Genomic DNA, 1,243 nt, shown 5'->3' on the forward strand with positions numbered 1-1,243 from the left:
AACCCGTCGGGTTGAAAGAAGCCCGAATCGCCCTGACTGAGGGGAAGATAATCCGAATTGCAAGGGCGTTGCTGGCCAACGGCAGRGTCTGAAGGAAGCAATAGGAAGTTAACAGTACACAACGTAAGTGAACCTGCTTCGGCAGCATAGGTGGGTAAGCGTCCGAAACATCGCAAAGCCCAATACTCAGTCAGACCTATGCTGTGCTTGAGGGTGGCATTGTTAACAGGGAGCCAGTGCAGTAACTGGGGAAGCCTGACACCACATCCGGGCAAACGCCGGAAGCACGAGTTCAAGGTGAAAACCAAGGCTCGTGTTGGTGTGAGGTGGCAGCGGTCCGACGTCTCGGTGAATCCGTAGTAGTGAGTAAGGCTCGGCCTGAGAAGCCCAGTAATGGCGTGGAGGAGAAAACCGAGCTGACCATTAGCATCGCGTCTGATGGGGCACCGCTTTGCCAAAAGCAAGCGAGTGTTGCGAAGGGAGGAAGTACACTTTAAGTCTGTGATGAGCAGATGTTTTTTTTAGTGGCACCCAAACCGATTCGCTATCGGGGTATTCCGGCGTGGTCACCTGTGGAAGCAGAAGACGACAACGAGAAACCGTGCACGGGAGTAACTTTGGCTCACTTTAGTCAATTGCCATTGAGCTAGAAAGCTAAACAGCAAAGYGAAACAAACCGACACTGAAGAAAGCATCYTGTCCCCACACAGCACACAACCCAAGGGAAGACGTTGAGAGTTTATTACAGCCTGTACGGTCACTTGCTCAGTAAAGAGCGACTATACAGAGGATTTAAAAAGGTGTGTAAAGCGAAAGGCGCGGCCGGAATAGATAGGCAGAGYCTGAGCGACTTCGCCTCAAATCTGAGTGATAACCTTGACCAACTCCTCTCTGAGCTCAAAACCAAGCAGTACCAACCACAGCCGGTCAGACGGGTAGAAATCCCGAAAGACGGCGGTGGAGYGAGATTGCTTGGCATCCCGACAGTTCGGGACAGAGTTGTCCAACAAACCCTAAACGACCTCTTAACCCCTATYTTCGAAGAGCAGTTCCATCCATCAAGCTTTGGATACCGCCCAAATCGAAGTTGTCACGACGCCATAAACAAAGCCACCATGTTCATCCGTCGTTATGGTATGCAGCATGTCGTGGATATGGACTTGTCAAAGTGCTTCGATAAGCTCGACCACGAACTTATCTTGAGGAGTATCCGAACACGAGTCACAGACGGCAGCGTGCTGGC

The 1,243-nt window shown here is 51.4% G+C and carries 1 protein-coding gene; it reads left to right on the plus strand.

Translation table 11 applies throughout. The features are described 5' to 3' along the window. Nucleotides 1-731: 731 nt before the first annotated feature. A partial coding sequence (locus CIK04_RS30705; protein WP_325206041.1) for a reverse transcriptase domain-containing protein occupies nucleotides 732-1,243 on the plus strand: 512 nt, incomplete at its 3' end.

This window comes from Vibrio sp. 03_296 (genome assembly GCF_002265885.1).